Consider the following 17,619-nt stretch of genomic DNA (forward strand, 5'->3'; position numbering starts at 1 on the left):
TGTCTGGAACGCAACGATAATGACTAAAGAAATTGTCTTAAATTTGAATGCTTGCACCAAGGGCTTTGACATACTGTGCCATCCAAGCAGGGTGTGCAGGCCAAGCAGGGGCAGTCACCAAGTGTCCATCGGTCACGGCTTCAGTCACAGCAATTTCGGCATAGTGACCGCCCGCCAGTTTTACTTCTGCCGCACAAGCAGGATAGGCTGAACAAGTACGACCTTGGAGTACATTTGCCGCAGCTAAAATTTGTGCGCCGTGACATACAGCTGCAATTGGTTTCTTCGCCGCATCAAACTCCTGCACAATCTCAAGCACACGGGCATTCATGCGTAAATATTCAGGTGCACGTCCGCCAGGAATCACCAGACCAATATAGTCAGCGCTATTCACGGCATTAAAATCATAGTTAATGGCAAAGTTATGTCCGCGCTTTTCGCTATAGGTTTGCTCACCTTCAAAATCGTGAATGGCTGTGGCAATGCTGTCCCCCGCTTTTTTATCAGGGCAAACCGCGTGTACGCTATAGCCGAGTCCGGTTAGAAATTGGAATGGCACCATGGTTTCGTAATCTTCGGCATAGTCACCGACCAGCATGAGAATTTGTTTAGACATGTTGTTCTCTCTGTTGTTATTGATGAAGTGGTTTGACATCACCTTAGCATAGCCAGATGACCGATTTAAGTTGTGCTTTGTTGTCTTTAGTCGTAAGTAATCATGATGCATAAGCGCTATGGCAATTCACAGTGATTCAATGTTGAGATCGTGCTTATTGGTTCATTCACGCTGTTCTGCATTAAAATGCGGGGCAGTCATACAGCAATAACCATGGATATAAAGATGGAGCTAAAGTATGCGGTTTTAAAAATTTTACTGTGTTCGCCATGAGTTCTTTTTCAGTGACTATGACAGCGGAATTGACTACTTATCATGGAATGAGTGCAGCAAAGCAGGATTTTCCTACTTTTAAGGCATTACAGGCGGGCGGTTTTATCGCCAAGAAACCAGAAGTTTCCCGTTATGACTACAACGATGTGTTTAGCATCAAGAAACCACTCAAGTTTATGGGGCAAAGTGTGGTCGCGGTGTCAGATGAATATATGTCTGAATATGTAGGTTGTTGTGTCAGTGAAGGATGGGGTGCTGTATTTCGAAAAACTGCAGACATAGCAGCATTACAACAATTTGCTCAAAAGAATCAGTGTTCTTCACAAGCGAGAGATAAAGCAACGACTGACTATTATGACCGTAGTCTCACAAGCCGTCCGCAAGCTGAATATTATGAACTCTCTTGTCCGGAACGAGATTTAGCGCAATATTAAATTATGTCGTGTTAGGCAGTAGATGTTCTCAATGAGCTGGATGTACTCGTGACTTAATCAATAAAATGATGAAACCCGCAGCATGCGGGTTGATTGACCTTTATAATTTTTATAGAAAACAAGCTCCCATTACCGCACCAAACAGCATCACCCATAGCGGATGTACTTTTTTAAACATGCTTAGTACCGTCGCAATGACAATAATGGTCATCAGCAAGGTATTCTGAGCCGAAGCATCGGCAATAATCCAAGAACTCACCAGCACCAAACCTACGGTAATCGGTTTTAACGCTTTTTCGAATCGTTCACGTAGAGGATGATCTTTAAACTGATTCCAGAATTTGAGCGCAAAAATGGTAATGACGGATGATGGTCCAAATTTGGCAAACGAAGTCACTAAGAGTCCTGCGGGACCTGCCACATGCCAACCGACTAAGGGCACAATCATCATATTCGGTCCTGGAGCCGCCTGAGCCATGGCAAACATGGTGTTAAATTCAGCTGCGGTGAGCCAGTGATGCACTTCGACCACCTGATGTTGCATTTCGGGCAATATTGCAGGACCGCCACCAAAAGCCAATAAAGACAGTTGAGTAAAAAGGATGGCTAGAGTAATTAAAATCATCGGTTTTTTACTCCTTTATTGAGGCTCAACACGCTAATGTTGATGGCAACTAACATGATTAAAGTCAGCAACAGCGGAATTTTGATGATCAGCATGAACAGAAAGGTCATGGCGATAGTGAACCAAGTTAAATAGCGGTGCATGATTGGGCGTAACATTTTCAGCCCCATGGCTAAAAGCAAGCCTGCGGCGGCCGCAGCCAGACCTTCAAGCATGTGTTTGACCATTGGAACAGATTGAAATCTGGCATACAGTTCATAGAGCATAATCACGATGAAGGTCGGTGCCGAAATTAAACCTACTGCGGCACTGATAGCACCTTTGACCCCTTGAAATTGATAGCCAATTGCCACAGACATATTAATGATATTGCCGCCTGGCAGTAGTTGGCACACCCCCAGTAAGTGCGTGAATTCCTCAATTGTCAGCCATTTTCGCTCATCCACAATCATACGATGTGCCAGTGGTAGTACCCCGCCAAAGCCCATCAGACCGAGCTTCATAAATCCCATAAATAACTCCTGAGAATTGGGGTGAATCTCTTGCTCTAATGGAATTACTTCAGTTTTCATGATCAACCTCGCGCTCTTGAATATCAAAAGTATGCGCTTATTGCGTTATAATGAAAAATGCTATTTATGGTTCGATCCATACCTAAAAAGTATGTTTTAAATTGGGGAGTCGGATGGATATTCACAAGCTGAAAGCCTTTGTCGCGGTAGTGGAAGAAAGCAATATTTCACGTGCGGCGGTACGTCTGAATATGCAGCAACCACCGTTGACCCGCATTATTAAAGGGTTGGAAGATGAACTGAATGCGCAGTTACTGAAGCGCTTGCCACGTGGTGTCGAGGCGACTGAAGCGGGCAAAGTGCTGTATCAGGAAGCGCTGACCATATTGGCACATGCACAAGCCATTTCGCAGCGGGTGCAGAACATTACCCAAGGTTTGGAAGGGCAGTTGAATATTGGTTTGACCAATTCAGTTGGCTTACATCCTTTTTTACCTGCCTTACTGCGTAATTTCCGTGAAGCTTTTCCTGCGGTGTCAATTCATTTGGAAGAAGAAGGCAGTAACTCGCTGATTGATTCCATTAGTAATGATAAAAATGACATCGTATTTTTACGTAAACCCGCGCCAATTGGTTTAGGACTGAATAGTCTGCATGTATTGGATGAGCCCTTGATTGTGGCAATGCCGAATAATCATCCACTGGCAGAACATCCTGATGCCATTCAATTGCTAGCTTTGGAACCTTATGATTTTGTGTTGTACCGTCGTTTAGCGGGGCAGGACTTATTCGACAATATTATGGCAAGTTGTTATCAGGCAGGCTTTAGTCCGAAAATTGTGCAAGAAGCCCCGCGCTTAACCTCCAGTTTAAATTTGATTGCAGCAGGGATTGGCTTATCGATTGTGCCCGAAGCAATTCGAGACTTCTGGAATAAACAGATTGTGTATAAGCCTTTAAAGGCAGATTTACCCTGTATTGCCCCAATTTATGCGGTGTATAAGCACAATCCTGAAAATGTACGTTTGCAGCATGTGTTGCAATTGTTAGGCAAATAGCCTTACGAGATACAGAGTCATAACAACTGAACCTGAATGCCTATGCTACAAAGTAGCCAATGATTGATTGGAGTTTGGTATATGTCGGTTCAGCTTGTGAAAACTCAGGGGAAATGGTCGGGTCTTGGTCGTGCAGCGTTATTGGCAGCCACAGTTTTGGGTGCAACGCAGATGAGCATGGCGAGTAGCACAGTGGATCAACTGAGTGACTGTTTGGTGAAATCGACTACGGCTACCGATAAATCTGCGGTGTTGCAATGGACCTTTGTGGCGTTATCTACCCATCCAGAGTTAAAGCAGTTTAGTCAGGTCACGGAAGATCAGAAAACAGCACTGGATAAAAACGTTGCACAGGTGTTGCAGCGCATTTTGGTTGAGCAATGTTCTACGCAGACCAAAGCCGTGATTCAGGCAGATGGCATTCAAGCGGTTGGGGAAAGTTTTCAGCAGTTGGGGCGCATTACGGGCGAGGAAATTGTAAAGAATACTGAAGTGAAGCAGCAGTTGAATGGTTTGTTGCGTTATGTGGATTTAAATAAGATGGTGACGACCTTTTTGACACCTGATATTTGGAATAAGTTGGGTGTGGTGAGGTAGTTTTATCTCTCCCTAACCCTCAGCGCTTCGTTTTAAAGCAGTGCTTTAAAACTTGCTCAGGAGAGGGAATTTTCAATATCAAATTTGAGAAAGAATTAGACTTGTAATGAAAGCTCCTTCTCCTTGTGGGAGAAGGCGGGGGATGAGGGGACATTACAATAAATTAGGATAAAACTTTTCAAATTTTTCATGTGCTGCTTCACCACGCAGTAAGTAGCCTTTCGGTTGAATATAACTATAAATTTCCCGTGCTGGTTGTTCATGCCAGCCAATATTGAAAGCGCACAGTTTAGGGAAAAATTGTAAATGGCTATAGTTCAAGTGGTTGTGAATCCAATAAGCAAGTTGCTGCCAATTGGCTTGGTCTTTCTCATAAAGTTCTAAAAATGATGGAATGACAATACAGGCTGTTGCACCATAGCCTTTTGCATCGGGATAGTCCCAAATATGGCTGGCAAAATTTTTCTCGTTAGTTGCGCAGTTATGTCCTTGTTCATTTCCCATTTGATTGACGCTTGGTGAGCGATAAGCGGAACGAATGGTGATACGTCCGAATTTTTCTTGTAGCGGTTCAAGTAATTGTTGGCATAGTTCTGTGCCTGTACGGATAGCAATATCAGGATGGTCAGGAAAGTTGGGTATACCGTACCAATTCGCGATTTCACTGTAGAGGAAGTCACGCATAAAAAAGGACTTTGAAAGTTGGACACGTCCAAAGTCTTCAAGTTTGGAGATAGAGGATATTTTTTTGATAGTCATATTGTTTTGGATGTGAAGTGTTTGATTGATTGTATGTTTAAAATTTTGAAAATTAAATATTTACCTCTCCCTAATCCTCTCCTAGAAGGAGAGGGAGCTTCTAATACTGAATTTATGATTTTAATTAATTGGTAATGAAGGCTGGGGATGAAGGTGATTAGAAGTCGCGCATAAAGAAGGACTTTGACAGTTGAATACGTCCTAAGTCTTCAAGTTTGGTGTTGGATGATAGTTTTTTTGATGGTTATGTAATTTTTGATGAGAAGTGTTTGATTAATTGTATGTTTGAAATTTAAATAATAATTCCCTTTCTAGCCCTCTCTTTTAAGAAAAGAGAGGGCACTGCGTGTATCAAATGAATTGCGTGGCAAGTATATCCTCCTTTGAAAAGAGAGATCTAGGAGGGTAGAAGCGATGCATAAAGAATAGTAATAAGTGTGGTTATAATATGATATTAGTAGTTGATTATTAAAAAACTATTAGGAAAATATGAAAATATGTTTAAATTATAAAAGCACTACATTTTTGAGACAAAGATATGCGTTTATATGTGCAAGATGAAAAAGATGGGAAAAAAATATATCTGAATTATAAAGTTCGAAATAGGGGGGAGTTACAGAGAATAGTTGGATCTGAAAAATTTAAATTAAATGGTAATGTTTATAAAGTTAATGCTGTAAGGGCTGAAATGGATAACAATTCATTTAAGGTTGCTGCAGGGATTGGCAGTTTGATTGGGGTATTAGGTGGTGTTCCAGGTGTTCTTGCAGGAGCACTAATTGGTGGAGTAGTTGGTGGAGCACAACTAGAAACTGAAAAGAAAAATGTAGAGAGTTTTAATGCAAGCAATTAATAAAAAAAAATTTGATATCAAGGGATTTGGTATACTTGCATGCGTATTAATCATAGCTTTAATAATTGCTAAATTTGTTGATCTTAATACTATCTATATGATTTTAGCTTCAGAAAGTACGAAACATTTTTTCGGTTGGGCAACAGGGATAGCTATTTTTCTAGAAGCTGTTCTAATAAGTAAAATAATCAATAGGGATTTTGACTTTAATATGGTTAGTCAGCTTGTATTTCAAATTGCTACTTATGTAGCAGTTGTAACATCGAGTTTAACTTTAATTAAAGGAGTTTGTGGTCAGCTTTTTTTCGGACAGGATTTTTTTAAGGATCTAGGAATAGTTGACTTGGGCGTAATTGGCTTAGTATCTGGTTATTTGTTTATTAAATTTTTTCTAGATGTGTTTAATATTTATATAAATATTTTTTATAATTCAAATTGTGAAAATATTGAACCAGTAAATGACTAAAAGAAAACCCGCTCTAAAGCGGGTTTTCTTTTGAAATTAGATCAAATCAACCAATCAATTTCTTCATCAATTCATTTACTTGCGCAGGGTTGGCTTTACCTTTTGCAGCTTTCATCACTTGACCGACAAGACCGTTAAAGGCTTTCTCTTTACCAGACTTGTATTCCTCAACCATCTTCTCGTTGGCTGCAAGCACATCTTTGATGATCGCTTCAATCGCGCCTGTATCAGTTTCTTGCTTCAAGCCTTTTTCAGCAATAATGGCATCGGCAGTTTTGCCTTCTTCCCACATAAAGCCAAATACTTGCTTCGCGATTTTGCCGTTAATGGTGTTGTCCACAATACGTGCAATCATGCCGCCCAATTGTTCAGCCGAAACAGGGGAATCCGCCAACTCTAAGCCTGCTTTGTTTAAAGCACCCGAGAATTCGCCCATCACCCAGTTAGCAGACACTTTACCTTGTGCAGCACCACCAGCAGCTTGAACCACGGCTTCATAAAACTCAGACATTTCACGCGTTAGCGTTAATACGTGTGCATCGTATTCAGTCACACCAAAGTCAGCCACAAAGCGTTCACGACGTGCCGCAGGTAACTCAGGCAATTCCGCACGTGCAGCTTCGATTTGCGCATCTGCAATAATCACAGGCAACAAGTCAGGGTCTGGGAAGTAGCGGTAATCGTTCGCTTCTTCTTTAGAACGCATTGAACGGGTTTCCATTTTCACAGGGTCAAACAAACGTGTTTCCTGATCAATGGTGCCGTCCCATTCCAAAATTTCCATTTGGCGTTCAATTTCAACATTAATCGCTTGCTCAATGAAACGGAATGAGTTGAGGTTTTTCAATTCACAACGTGTACCAAAAGGCTGACCCGGACGACGTAAAGACACGTTACAGTCGGCACGGAACGAACCTTCTGCCATGTTACCGTCAGAAATACCTAACCAACGTACCAGTGTGTGAATCGCTTTAATGTAGGCAACTGCTTCTTCAACCGAACGCATGTCTGGTTCAGACACGATTTCAAGTAAAGGTGTACCTGCACGGTTCAAGTCGATGCCCGACATGCCTTCAAACTGGTCGTGAATCGATTTACCTGCATCTTCTTCAAGATGGGCACGGGTGATATCAATACGTTTGGTCGTGCCATCTTCAAGCTGAATGTCGATATGACCCAAGCCCACAATCGGGTTGTCCATCTGGCTAATTTGGTAGCCTTTAGGTGAGTCTGGGTAGAAGTAGTTTTTACGCGCAAATACTGAGGCTTGGTCGATGTAGGCATCAACACCCAAACCAAAACGAATCGCCAAATCTACGACTTGTTTGTTTAAAACAGGCAGCACACCCGGCATTGCCAAATCAACCAAACTCGCTTGGGTGTTTGGGTCTTGACCAAATTCAGTCGAAGAACCCGAGAAAATTTTAGATTTGGTTGCAAGCTGAGTGTGAATCTCAATCCCGATAACGACTTCCCAACCGTCAATTAATTTCAACTTTTGAGCTTCAGCCATTATGCATTCTCCTCAGCAATTGCCGCACGTTGGGTGTGGAAGTCTGTTACTTGTTGGTACTGATGCACCACAGACAATAATTGTGATTCAGACCAGTAGTTACCAATCAACTGTAAGCCCACAGGTAAGTTGTCTTGGTCAAAGCCCACAGGCGCGTTGATGGCTGGTAAACCTGCCAAGTTCACTGCGATGGTGTAGATGTCACCCAAGTACATTTCTACTGGGTCTAACGATGCACCAATGCGATAAGCTGTGGTTGGCGCAGAAGGTGCAGCAATCACATCAACCGTTTCAAAAGCTTTTAAGAAGTCTTGTTGGATTAAACGACGTACTTTCTGTGCTTTTACATAGTAAGCATCGTAGTAACCCGCAGACAACGCATATGTACCAATCAGGATACGACGTTGCACTTCAGAACCAAAACCTTCAGAACGTGAACGCTTATACAGGTCTAAGATGTCGGTTGGGTTTTCACAGCGGTAGCCATAACGCACGCCATCAAAACGAGACAAGTTAGAAGATGCTTCAGCTGGGGCAATCAAATAATAAGTTGGAACATAAGCTTCAGTCATGTTGAGATCAATCTCAACCAAGGTCGCGCCCATTTCCTCTAGCTTCTTCAAAGATTCTTCAACGCGCGCTTTAACTGCTGCGTCTAAACCTGCCACATTAAAGTATTGTTTTGGAATACCAATGCGTAAGCCTTTAACCGATGTGCTATTTAGGTTCGCCACATAGTCATCAGCGTCTTTGTCTACCGAAGTTGAATCTTTGGCGTCATGACCTGCCATCACGTTCATGAGGTAGGCACAGTCTTCTGCCGAACGCGCCATTGGACCGCCTTGATCGAGTGATGATGCATAGGCAATCATCCCGAAACGCGATACGCGACCATAGGTTGGTTTTAAACCGGTTAAACCACAGAACGATGCAGGCTGACGGATTGAACCACCTGTATCTGTACCAGTCGCAAACGGAGCAAGGTCAGCAGCAACCACAGCCGCAGAACCACCAGAAGAACCACCCGGGACGTGATCGAGTGCCCACGGGTTTTTGGTCGCGCCGTAATAAGAAGACTCGGAAGTTGAACCCATGGCAAATTCGTCCATGTTCACTTTACCTAAAGTCACCAGACCCGCAGCTTTACCTTTGGCAACCACAGTTGCGTCATAAGGAGAGATAAAGTTGTCCAACATTTTAGAACCCGCAGAGGTACGGATGCCTTGGGTACAGAAAATATCTTTATGCGCAATCGGCACACCCGTCAGGGCAGTCGCGTGACCAGCTTGACGCAAAGCATCGGCAGCATCTGCCTGAGCCAGTGCTTGTTCAGCCGTCACAGTCACATACGATTGGACTTGAGCATCGATTTTTTCAATACGTTTTAAATAATGTGCAGTCAGTTCGCGAGAAGAGAATTGAGCTTGTGCCAAACCCTCAGCAAGTTCACGAATCGATAAGCGATGTAAATCGGTCATGAGAAATAATTCTTTACGTTTAATTTAAAAAAAATGCTTAACTGAGCGGAAATTATTCAATTACGCGAGGTACAAGGTACAAGCCTGCTTCAGTTGCAGGTGCAACAGCTTGATATTCTTCACGATGATTCTGTTCAGTTACCACGTCTTCACGTAACGGCTGTGGATTATCAAAAGGGCTCTTCAATGGCTCAACACCGTCGGTGTCGATGCCTTTTAGGGTTTCCATCATGCCTAAAATTTTATTTAAACTTTGAGCATATTCAGCAGATTGCGTATCATCAAGCGACAATCGAGCAAGATTGGCAATTGCTGAAACGGTTTGTGCATTTAAATCTGCTGAATGCTGTGCATCCGATGTAGACATAACATCACCTAATTCAGTATCAAAAAATTTCAAAATATCGTGCGTTATAATAAGCGATTGACTTGTTCAAAGCATCACATTTAGTTAAAGTTGCCACCTTGCGTCCACATATAGTAAAACTGAGAACGACCCCGTGATTCTAAAACGACTAATTGGCTTGTTTTCGCCAGATCTCGCCATTGATTTAGGTACAGCAAATACACTTATTTATGCACCAGGACGAGGCATTATATTAAATGAACCAACAGTTGTGGCGATTCGTCACAGTGGTTCACAAAAAATTGTTGCCGCTGTTGGTCTTGATGCGAAGCAAATGCTTGGTCGTACTCCGGCGAACATCTCTGCAATTCGCCCAATGAAAGACGGTGTCATTGCTGATTTTGAAGTAACTGAAACCATGCTGAACCAATTTATTGGTAAAGTGCATGAAAAGCGTTTATTCCCACCTGCACCACGTGTTGTGGTGTGTGTTCCATGCAAATCAACTTTGGTTGAGCGTCGTGCGATTCGTGAAGCTGTATTTAATGCCGGTGCGCGTGATGTACGTTTAATTGAAGAACCGATGGCCGCTGCAATTGGTGCAGGCTTACCTGTAGAGCAAGCTTGTGGCTCGATGGTGGTCGATGTTGGTGGTGGTACCACTGAAATTGCAATTATTTCGTTGCAAGGTTGTGTCTATGCTGACTCATTACGTGTGGGTGGCGATGTATTTGATGAACAAATCATTAATTATGTTCGTAAAGCTCACGGCTGCGTGATTGGTGAAACCACTGCTGAAAACATTAAGAAAGAAGTGGGTATGGCTTTACCAGACGAAAATGGTAAAACTTTAGAGATTGAAGTTCGTGGTCGTAACTTGGCTGAGGGTGTCCCTCGCGCAATTACGGTAACTTCAGACGAAATTACCCAAGCGATTTCTGATCCACTACAAAGCATTGTTTCAGCAGTAAAATCTGCATTGGAACAAACGCCACCAGAATTATCTTCTGATATTGCAGAGCGCGGTATTGTGTTGACAGGTGGTGGTGCATTGCTTCGCAACTTAGACAAACTTTTGGCTCAGGAAACAGGTTTACCAGTGGTTGTTGCTGAAGATCCTTTAACTTGCGTCACTCGTGGTGGCGGTAAAGTTTTAGAATTCTTTGATAATCCAAATCACGACATGTTATTTGTTGGTTAATTAAGGATTTGGCTGTGCAAACAAATTTGTTTTCTAGGCAGCCCCCATCATTTCGCTCATTTTTCATTGCGGTTGTAACATGTTTGGTGGTGCTTTTTTTAAACTGGCGCTTACCTCATGTGATACAACCTGCAAGAGATGTCTTGTACGCGGCATATAACCCGATTTATGCACTGGCGAGCTATCCTGTCTTGTCTAGCGAATGGCTGAGTCAGCAAACCAAGTCTGAAGCGCAATTGCGCCGTGAAAATACAGCAATGCAAGCGGAGCTTTTACAAGCACAAGTCCGTTTGCAAAAGCTTTCAGAACTTTCTGCTGAAAATACCCGTTTACGTGGTTTACTCGATACGCCATTAATCATTGATGGTCGTATGGAAATTGCTGAAGTGATTGGCACCGATGCAGACCCATTACGCCACATTATTGTCATTAACCGCGGTTCGACCAATAATTTAAAAGTTGGACAAACAGTTCTAGACGACAAAGGCATTATGGGGCAAATCATCAATGTCTATCCGCACAGTAGCCGTGTGATGTTGCTGTCCGATAAAGACCATTCTTTATCAGTACGTCTAGAATATACGGGTATGCGTGCCATTGTTTCTGGTACAGGTGATTTAGGTCATCTGAAGATGGAATATGTGCCAACTAGCGCCAATATTAAAGTGGGTGAAAAAGTGTATAGCTCAGGTTTAGGCGCACATTTCCCTGCAGGATATTTGGTGGGTACCGTGTCTAAAGTTAGCCGACATACCACAGGTGAATTTGCAAAGATTGATGTGGTGCCCGCAGCACAGTTAGCCAGCGGTCATCATGTTGTGGTGTTGTTTTCCGATTCATTAGCGATGGAGCAACCGCATGCCAATCGCTAAACTTCGTCAAGAAAAACGTCAAGATCCGCTATTTCCGATCATCTTTTCAGTCATTATTGCATCCGTGTTGATGGTCTATCCATTGTCTTATGGGGTTTCAGGCTGGCGTCCATTGTTCATGATGATGGTGGTGCTGTTCTGGGTACTCTGTCAGCCGACATGGTGTGGCGTCTGGTTTGCTTTCGGTACGGGTATTTTTGTCGATTTACTCATGGATGCACCACTGGGACTAAATGCTTTTTGTTTTGTGGTGATTAGCTTTGTGGCACGCTTTCTGATTCGTGAGCGACGTGTGCTGACCTTTGCCAATTTATGGGTGATTGCTGCACTGGCAATTTTGGCGTATCTGTTTATGATGTGGCTTGGGCAAATTATGGGCGGTATTCAGTTTCCTTTTGCTCGACATTGGCAGCCTTTATTGACCAGTATTCTAACCTGGCCATTGGTTTATTTTGTGCTGAAAAAATGGCGCATATAGTTCTCGCTTCAAGTTCTCCTCGTCGACGCGAGCTGCTTCAGCAGCTCGGTCTAGACTTTTCAATTTATAGTCCCGATATTGATGAAACTGTGTGTGAAGGTGAGTCCGCCGCAGATTATGTGCAGCGTTTGGCTTGTGAAAAAGCGGCAGCAGTTCAACAATATTTTCCTGATGCCGTAATTATTGCCGCAGATACCAGTTTAAGTGTCGATGGTGCAATTTTGGGCAAGCCAGAATCTAAAGCACATGCCTTTGAAATGTGGGTAAAAATATCAGGCAGAAAGCATGATGTATTTTCTGGTGTTTGTGTACGCACATCTGAGCAAATTTCAAGTATAGTGGTTCGTACCCAAGTCGAATTTCAAGTATTGAGCCTGAAAGATATGGAAGACTACTGGGCAACAGGGGAACCCGAAGGGAAAGCGGGAGCCTACGCCATTCAAGGGCTTGCTTCGCGTTATATCCCCCGAATTGAAGGCAGTTATACCAACGTGGTTGGTTTGCCGTTACATGAGACCGTCGAATTATTCAAAGCCATTAAGGTGCTAAATTAATGGTGAAACAAAAATTTTTATAATGTTTTGAGTCTTATTATGTCTGACGAATTACTGATTAATGTCACACCTATGGAGTGTCGTGTGGCGTTAATTGAAAACGGTACGGTCAACGAATTATACGTTGAACGCACGGTGAAGCGGGGTTTAGTAGGCAATATTTATAAAGGCAAAGTGGTTCGCGTCTTGCCAGGTATGCAGGCCGCTTTTGTTGATATTGGGCTATCTCGGACTGCATTTTTACATATTAATGATATGGTCTGGCCGCGTAACCAGCCGATTCCAAATGTGTTTGAGCTGCTACAGCCTGGGCAGATTCTGACGGTTCAAGTCATGAAAGATATGCTCGGGACCAAAGGTGCTCGTTTAAGTACGGATCTTTCTATTCCTTCGCGCTATTTGGTGCTGATGCCTTTTGGTAACCATATTGGCGTATCACAAAGGATTGAATCTGAAGCAGAACGTGACCGTTTACGCTCCATTATTGAGAAAATTCAAGCCGAACACGAATTACCGGGTTCTGTGATCGTACGTACTGCTGCGGAAGGGATTGATGAAGCTTCAATTGCGCAGGATATGGCTTATCTAGCGAAGTTATGGGAATACATTCAGCGCAAACAAAAAAGCATTGCAGTTCCTTCATTAATTTTTGAAGAACTTCCATTACCGCAACGTATCATTCGTGATTTGGCGAATGAAAATACTTCAAAAATTTATGTCGATTCACGTGAAATCCATGCCAAGTTGCAGGAGTTTGTCGCTGAATTTGTTCCGAATATTCAAAATCGCTTGATTCATTACCCTGGTGAACGTCCGATTTTCGATCTGTACAATGTTGAAGAAGATATTCAAAAAGCATTACAAACTCGTGTTGCTTTGAAGTCTGGTGGTTATCTAATGATTGACCAGACCGAAGCCATGACCACCATTGATGTCAATACAGGCTCCTATGTTGGTGGAAGAACACTGGAAGATACCGTGTTCAAAACCAATATGGAGGCGACACAGGTGATTGCACGTCAGCTACGTCTACGTAACTTGGGTGGCATCATCATTATTGATTTCATTGACATGCAGGAAGCACAGCATCGTGAAGAAGTGATGAGTCAGTTTGATCGTATGCTGGAACGCGACCATGCCAAGACCAAGATTACTCAGGTTTCTGAGCTTGGTTTGGTCGAAATGACTCGTAAGCGCACACGAGAGTCATTAGAACACTTATTATGTGAATCTTGCCCGACCTGTCAGGGGCGCGGTTATGTGAAAACTGCAGAGACGGTATGTTACGAAATCTTTCGAGAAATCTTGCGATATACCCGAGCTTTCGAGTCACAGAGTGGCTTTACTGTCGTTGCCCATCCATCAGTGATAGATCGACTACTGACGGCAGAGGCCCCAGCTGTGGCGGATTTGGAGCATTTTATTAATCGTGTGATTAAATTTCAGGTGGAAAATTTATATACGCAAGAGCAATACGATATCATTCTGAGCTGAAATTGTAACAGGATGTCGTTAAACACTTGTTACAACTGAGATTTTACTTTCGTGCTGGTTTTTTCAATACTAGTCATACCAAGTAGCCAAACTAAATTTCCATTTATCTGGTGTTTAGTCTTAGCAAGAAGAGGTGTGATATGAGCATGAGTGAAAAAATTATCAAACAAGGTATTAAGCACGTACTAGATAACAAAACCGTGCATACAGGTTATATCGTTGACGAACAGGGTAAAGAAACCCAAATTACAACAGCCATGATTCGTTCAGTGTGCCATCAGTTACTGAAACAGTGTCGCACTATTAAAGCTTAAGGGGCTCATCTGAAGCCCCTTAATTTATTCTACTTAATTTTTGTCATTCGTTTCGGCGGTTAACTTACCGCTTTCAACTTTGGGTTTTTCACCCCAACAATACTTTCAAAGCGTTGAATTTCTTCTTCTAAATGTGTCAATAAGTTCTGCATTTTCGGCAGGGCAACACGACACGCAGTCAAACCGACTTCAAGCTTATCTAAATAACTGGTCATGGTAATATTTAAAGCTTGTCCATCTAATACAATAGAGGCTGGATAAAGCGCATCTAACTTCGCACCATTCCAATACAATGGCTCACGAGGTCCAGGTACATTGGAAATGACCAAGTTAAAAGCTTGACGTTTCGGCATTAAGCCAGAGGCAATGTTTAAACCTGCTGCGGTATAAACAAAAGCACTGTAATTCATAATCTGACTTGAATTCATGCGTTTAAAGCGTTCTTTTGCATTTAAAACACTACGGCGAATAATCTGTAAACGCTCAAGCGGGTCTTCTTTATGTGTGCCTAAATTTGCCAGAATCATGGTAATACGGTTAGACACTTCCGAATCATCATCACGAATCGAAGCAGGAACCATCGCAATGAGTGGTTTCTTCGGTAAGGCATTTTGACTGAGTAAATACTCGCGTAATGCACCCGAGCAGATGGCAAGTACCACATCATTAATGGTGACACTGAGTGCAGATGCGATATGACGCAGACGATCAAACTCAAACGATTGTGCAGCAAAACGGCGTGAAGAGCTGACACGTTGATTCAAAATACTGCTTGGTGCTTGAAAACTTGAAACATAATCGGGATTACGTCCCATGTCATTCATCACAGTTTTGGAGAGCTCACGCATCACAATTGGTGTTGCTTCGACTTGCTGCATCAAACCACCGAATATTTTTTTCATGCGGCTGGCTTTTGGTTCTTTTAGTCGTTTGGCACGCGGTCCTTCTACACACCATGGTGGTACTATGCTTTTTGCATTCGGATCATGCGACAGTGATTTTTCAACCAGACGCATGCCTGCAATACCATCCACCATGGCATGATGGATTTTAAAGTACATAGCAAAGCGATTACCTTCAATCCCTTCAATAATATGGCAGGTCCAGAGTGGTTTCGCACGGTCAATCAAGGCGCTATGTTCTTGTGAAATATAGGTGAGTAATTCACGAATCCGACCCGGATGTGGTAGTGCAATATGGCGGAAGTGATGATCAAGATCAAACTCTTCATCTTCATCCCACAATAACCCATTGAGTTTGTTATTGAATGGGGGAATTGGATTACATTTACAATTACGGATATCGGTGACGAGGTCTTGAATGAAGGTCTCTGGGGCATTGTCGGGAATTTGAAAGAGGAATAGTCCCCCAACATGCATCGGTTGTTGCCGTTTCTCTAAAGACAGAAAAATAAAATCTATCGGATGTAATGGGCGCATAATTTTGATTGCCTCACTGCAATTTCTTTGGGTAACTCTTATCTGAGTTACCTTGTTAGAATTATCAAACTTGATTTGAGTATAGCGTCTTTTATTTACAAAAGTTATGGGTTTATTGGCTTAATCTTCCGAAAAAAAAGTCACTGGAGATTCAGTGACTTTTTCTTGACAAATAATTATTTTAAATTGCCCGCATGTAAACCACATTCTTTATGAGTGGCTTCTTCCCACCACCAGCGGCCTTCACGTTCATGCTGATTCGGCAATACAGGACGGGTACATGGTTCACAACCAATTGAGATAAAACCACGTTCGTGTAATGGATTGTATGGAATTTCCATCATACGAATATAATTCCATACATCTGCACTTGACCAGTTGGCCAACGGATTGTATTTAATCAACTGTTTACCTGGGCCTGAAAAACCGACATCAGATTGAATTACAGGGATTTCAGTACGTGTACCTGGGCTTTGGTCTTTTCGTTGTCCCGTAATCCAGCCATCTAAAGTCGCCAGTTTTTTACGTAAAGGTTGGACTTTACGAATTCCACAACATTCTTTGTGGTCATCTTGATAAAAACTAAACAAGCCTTTTTCATTTACAAGCGCTTGCACGGCTTCTGATTCAGGAAAGCAAATTTCGATGGTGATGTTGTAGTGTTTACGCACAGTTTCGATGAATTGATAGGTTTCTGGATGTAAACGCCCTGTGTCTAAGCTGAAAACACGGAAGGGTTTACCCAAATTAGCAGCCATATCAATAAGGACAACATCTTCTGCACCTGAAAAAGAAATCGCAATTTCACCTTCTTGATTCAGGGCAAGTTCCAAGATTTCACTTGGAGATTTATCTGCATATTCAGATGCAAGAGCATCAATATGATCGACAGTAGGGATAGCAGTCATGAGAGTTCCTGGCTATAGGCTTGGATACTTCAAAACCTATATTAAAAGATTTTAAAAATATTCTAATTGAATTGAATATTTCTACTTAGCATTAAAAAATAAATGCTTATGAAAAAAATAGATTTAAAAAACAGCAACTACAGAATCATAAGTTGATGCTATTATAGTCCAAATTTTTTTCATAGACAGTTGAGGGTAATCATGGAAGTCGTATGTCTTGATTTAGAAGGTGTGTTAGTTCCAGAAATTTGGATTAACTTTGCAAAAAAAACTGGGATTAAAGAGCTAGAAGCGACAACACGTGATATTCCTGACTACGATGTGTTGATGACGCAACGTCTGAATCTGTTAAAGCAACATAATTTAGGTTTGGATGATATCCAAGAAGTAATTGCAGAAATGGGTCCATTCCCAGGTGCAAAAGAATTTGTGGAATGGGTGAGCACGCATTTCCAATTGATTATTCTTTCAGATACGTTCTATGAGTTTGCACATCCCCTGATGCAGCAATTAGGTTGGCCGACCATTTTCTGTCATAAGCTCGAGACAGATGATCAAGGTATGATTTCAGCGTATAAATTACGTCAACCAGATCAAAAACGTCAGGCTGTAAAAGCACTGCATGGCTTAAATTTCCGCGTGATTGCGGCAGGCGATTCTTATAATGACACCACAATGCTGGGTGAAGCCGATCATGGTTTCTTGTTCGATGCGCCAGAAAATGTAATTGCTGAATTTCCACAATTTCCACCCATCAACGGCTATGCAGCGTTAAAAGAAGCGATTCGTAACGCATCTGTACGTGATATTCCTGCTTAAGCATAGATAT

At 42.3% G+C, this 17,619-nt stretch carries 21 protein-coding genes; 12 read left to right on the top strand and 9 right to left on the bottom strand.

Annotated elements, in window-relative coordinates; translation table 11 throughout:
* Window positions 1–37 precede the first annotated feature (37 nt).
* On the bottom strand, window positions 38–616 hold the full coding sequence (locus tag MKI85_RS08865; RefSeq protein WP_241626956.1) for a DJ-1/PfpI family protein: 579 nt from the start codon (window positions 614–616) through the stop codon (window positions 38–40).
* A gap of 269 nt (window positions 617–885) precedes the next feature.
* On the opposite strand from MKI85_RS08865, the gene MKI85_RS08870 reads away from it, so the two are divergent.
* Window positions 886–1,323 (top strand): hypothetical protein, encoded by a 438-nt coding sequence (locus tag MKI85_RS08870; RefSeq protein WP_241626958.1) that lies wholly within the window; start codon window positions 886–888, stop codon window positions 1,321–1,323.
* A 109-nt stretch (window positions 1,324–1,432) separates the two neighbouring features.
* On the opposite strand, the gene MKI85_RS08875 is transcribed toward MKI85_RS08870, so the two are convergent.
* Together MKI85_RS08875 and MKI85_RS08880 are read right to left on the bottom strand one after the other, a co-directional pair.
* Window positions 1,433–1,948, bottom strand: coding sequence for a chromate transporter (locus tag MKI85_RS08875; RefSeq protein ID WP_241626960.1), 516 nt, complete (start codon window positions 1,946–1,948; stop codon window positions 1,433–1,435).
* Window positions 1,945–2,520, bottom strand: coding sequence for a chromate transporter (locus tag MKI85_RS08880; protein ID WP_241626963.1), 576 nt, complete (start codon window positions 2,518–2,520; stop codon window positions 1,945–1,947). The genes MKI85_RS08875 and MKI85_RS08880 overlap by 4 nt, the downstream gene beginning before the upstream one ends.
* 113 nt (window positions 2,521–2,633) lie before the next feature.
* Between MKI85_RS08880 and MKI85_RS08885 the strand changes: the two genes are divergently transcribed.
* Together MKI85_RS08885 and MKI85_RS08890 are read left to right on the top strand one after the other, a co-directional pair.
* Complete coding sequence (locus MKI85_RS08885) at window positions 2,634–3,518, top strand: LysR family transcriptional regulator (protein ID WP_241626965.1); 885 nt, start codon at window positions 2,634–2,636, stop codon at window positions 3,516–3,518.
* 81 nt (window positions 3,519–3,599) lie between these two features.
* The gene (locus MKI85_RS08890) at window positions 3,600–4,115 is read left to right on the top strand and encodes a hypothetical protein (RefSeq protein ID WP_241626967.1); all 516 of its coding nucleotides are present in this window, start codon (window positions 3,600–3,602) and stop codon (window positions 4,113–4,115) included.
* A 153-nt stretch (window positions 4,116–4,268) separates the two neighbouring features.
* On the opposite strand, the gene MKI85_RS08895 is transcribed toward MKI85_RS08890, so the two are convergent.
* Complete coding sequence (locus MKI85_RS08895) at window positions 4,269–4,874, bottom strand: hypothetical protein (protein WP_348637236.1); 606 nt, start codon at window positions 4,872–4,874, stop codon at window positions 4,269–4,271.
* 538 nt (window positions 4,875–5,412) lie between these two features.
* On the opposite strand from MKI85_RS08895, the gene MKI85_RS08900 reads away from it, so the two are divergent.
* Together MKI85_RS08900 and MKI85_RS08905 are read left to right on the top strand one after the other, a co-directional pair.
* A complete protein-coding gene (locus tag MKI85_RS08900; protein WP_241626971.1) occupies window positions 5,413–5,727 on the top strand; it encodes a hypothetical protein in 315 nt (104 codons plus the stop codon).
* Window positions 5,714–6,193 carry a hypothetical protein gene (locus MKI85_RS08905; protein ID WP_241626973.1) on the top strand — a complete coding sequence of 160 codons (480 nt, stop codon included), beginning with the start codon at window positions 5,714–5,716 and terminating at the stop codon, window positions 6,191–6,193. Before MKI85_RS08900 ends, MKI85_RS08905 begins: the two co-directional genes overlap by 14 nt.
* A 46-nt stretch (window positions 6,194–6,239) precedes the next feature.
* Here the strand turns inward: MKI85_RS08905 and gatB are convergent, their stop codons facing one another.
* From gatB to gatC, 3 genes are read right to left on the bottom strand one after another with little or no spacing between them, the layout of a single operon-like run.
* Window positions 6,240–7,706, bottom strand: a complete 1,467-nt coding sequence (gene gatB / locus MKI85_RS08910; RefSeq protein ID WP_241626975.1) for an Asp-tRNA(Asn)/Glu-tRNA(Gln) amidotransferase subunit GatB — start codon at window positions 7,704–7,706, stop codon at window positions 6,240–6,242.
* A complete protein-coding gene (gatA, locus tag MKI85_RS08915; protein ID WP_241626978.1) occupies window positions 7,706–9,184 on the bottom strand; it encodes an Asp-tRNA(Asn)/Glu-tRNA(Gln) amidotransferase subunit GatA in 1,479 nt (492 codons plus the stop codon). The genes gatB and gatA overlap by 1 nt, the downstream gene beginning before the upstream one ends.
* 52 nt (window positions 9,185–9,236) lie before the next feature.
* Complete coding sequence (gatC, locus tag MKI85_RS08920) at window positions 9,237–9,551, bottom strand: Asp-tRNA(Asn)/Glu-tRNA(Gln) amidotransferase subunit GatC (protein WP_241626980.1); 315 nt, start codon at window positions 9,549–9,551, stop codon at window positions 9,237–9,239.
* A 133-nt stretch (window positions 9,552–9,684) separates the two neighbouring features.
* Here gatC and MKI85_RS08925 point away from each other — a divergent pair, with 133 nt between their 5' ends.
* From MKI85_RS08925 to MKI85_RS08950, 6 genes are all read left to right on the top strand, one after another.
* Window positions 9,685–10,731, top strand: a complete 1,047-nt coding sequence (locus MKI85_RS08925; protein WP_016165348.1) for a rod shape-determining protein — start codon at window positions 9,685–9,687, stop codon at window positions 10,729–10,731.
* A 14-nt stretch (window positions 10,732–10,745) separates the two neighbouring features.
* Window positions 10,746–11,603 (top strand): rod shape-determining protein MreC, encoded by an 858-nt coding sequence (mreC, locus tag MKI85_RS08930; protein ID WP_241626982.1) that lies wholly within the window; start codon window positions 10,746–10,748, stop codon window positions 11,601–11,603.
* Entirely contained in the window at window positions 11,590–12,081 is a 492-nt protein-coding gene (gene mreD / locus MKI85_RS08935; RefSeq protein ID WP_241626983.1) for a rod shape-determining protein MreD, read from the top strand. Before mreC ends, mreD begins: the two co-directional genes overlap by 14 nt.
* Window positions 12,069–12,635 (top strand): Maf family nucleotide pyrophosphatase, encoded by a 567-nt coding sequence (locus MKI85_RS08940; RefSeq protein WP_241626985.1) that lies wholly within the window; start codon window positions 12,069–12,071, stop codon window positions 12,633–12,635. Before mreD ends, MKI85_RS08940 begins: the two co-directional genes overlap by 13 nt.
* Window positions 12,636–12,674: 39 nt before the next feature.
* On the top strand, window positions 12,675–14,129 hold the full coding sequence (rng, locus tag MKI85_RS08945) for a ribonuclease G (RefSeq protein ID WP_241626987.1): 1,455 nt from the start codon (window positions 12,675–12,677) through the stop codon (window positions 14,127–14,129).
* 140 nt (window positions 14,130–14,269) lie between these two features.
* A complete protein-coding gene (locus tag MKI85_RS08950; protein ID WP_348637237.1) occupies window positions 14,270–14,443 on the top strand; it encodes a PA1571 family protein in 174 nt (57 codons plus the stop codon).
* Between the two features lie 59 nt (window positions 14,444–14,502).
* Here the strand turns inward: MKI85_RS08950 and MKI85_RS08955 are convergent, their stop codons facing one another.
* Together MKI85_RS08955 and MKI85_RS08960 are read right to left on the bottom strand one after the other, a co-directional pair.
* Entirely contained in the window at window positions 14,503–15,882 is a 1,380-nt protein-coding gene (locus MKI85_RS08955) for a WS/DGAT/MGAT family O-acyltransferase (RefSeq protein WP_241626989.1), read from the bottom strand.
* Window positions 15,883–16,058: 176 nt separating this feature from the next.
* Window positions 16,059–16,790 carry a phosphoadenylyl-sulfate reductase gene (locus MKI85_RS08960; RefSeq protein ID WP_241626991.1) on the bottom strand — a complete coding sequence of 244 codons (732 nt, stop codon included), beginning with the start codon at window positions 16,788–16,790 and terminating at the stop codon, window positions 16,059–16,061.
* A 201-nt stretch (window positions 16,791–16,991) separates the two neighbouring features.
* On the opposite strand from MKI85_RS08960, the gene thrH reads away from it, so the two are divergent.
* The gene (thrH, locus tag MKI85_RS08965) at window positions 16,992–17,609 is read left to right on the top strand and encodes a bifunctional phosphoserine phosphatase/homoserine phosphotransferase ThrH (protein ID WP_241626993.1); all 618 of its coding nucleotides are present in this window, start codon (window positions 16,992–16,994) and stop codon (window positions 17,607–17,609) included.
* Window positions 17,610–17,619 lie beyond the last annotated feature (10 nt).

Source organism: Acinetobacter zhairuonensis (genome assembly GCF_022601715.1).
Lineage (GTDB): Bacteria > Pseudomonadota > Gammaproteobacteria > Pseudomonadales > Moraxellaceae > Acinetobacter.